The organism is Ruminococcus sp. AM43-6 (assembly GCF_003461785.1).
Classification (GTDB): Bacteria; Bacillota; Clostridia; order Oscillospirales; family Ruminococcaceae; genus Hominimerdicola; species Hominimerdicola aceti.
The window spans coordinates 1-615 of sequence record NZ_QTXU01000089.1 but is presented as its reverse complement, the minus strand read 5'-3'; the positions used below and the strand labels follow the sequence as shown (position 1 = coordinate 615).

At 46.2% G+C, this 615-nt stretch carries 2 protein-coding genes; both read right to left on the bottom strand.

What is annotated here, in order from left to right; translation table 11 throughout:
- Positions 1 to 329, bottom strand: a 329-nt coding sequence (locus DW938_RS14575; RefSeq protein ID WP_242992570.1) for a conjugal transfer protein TrbL family protein, incomplete at its 3' end; no start/stop codon positions are given.
- Positions 322 to 615: helix-turn-helix domain-containing protein (locus tag DW938_RS14570; protein ID WP_242992569.1), on the bottom strand; the 294-nt coding region annotated here is incomplete at its 5' end. The genes DW938_RS14575 and DW938_RS14570, both read right to left, overlap by 8 nt.

The window sequence follows — 615 nt, the reverse complement described above, 5'->3', positions numbered from 1 at the left end:
TTTTTGATGTTCGCCTGACCAGATTCATAGGCTATCGCCGTGTCAAATACCGCTACGATAAGTCCGCAGACAAACAGCATCCATGCGAGACTGTGGAACAATGCTATGAACGACTGCACCCACGACAGAGCGAAAATACTGCTTGTGCTTGCATTGATAAATTCAAAAAGATCGGCTACTGCGCCGTAAATGAGGTTGAAAAGCCACTCAAACATAATATTCCATATCTCGTCGGTAATTGCGTCTACCGCAGAACCTACCGTGTTATCCCAAAGGCTTGATATTCCGTCGCCTATCCAGTCAATGGCGTCGCCGATCCAATCAAACATCCGCACCACCTCCTGCCTTTGTTATCTCGCCCTTTACTCTGTACAGCGAGCTGCGGCGTCCTCCTTGGATATGATAGCGAGGTATCCGTTCTAACAATCCACGGTTTTCAAGTTCCGTAAATGCACGATACACCGTGCTTTTGTGTATACTCAAATCTTCTGCTATCCTGCGCACAGAGGGAAAACATTCTCCGTTTTTATCCGCACGGTTTGTAAGATAACAGTACACAGCCACAGCCTTGTGGCTCAGACCTAAATCGTAAATTCTTCTCGGTAATATCAATTT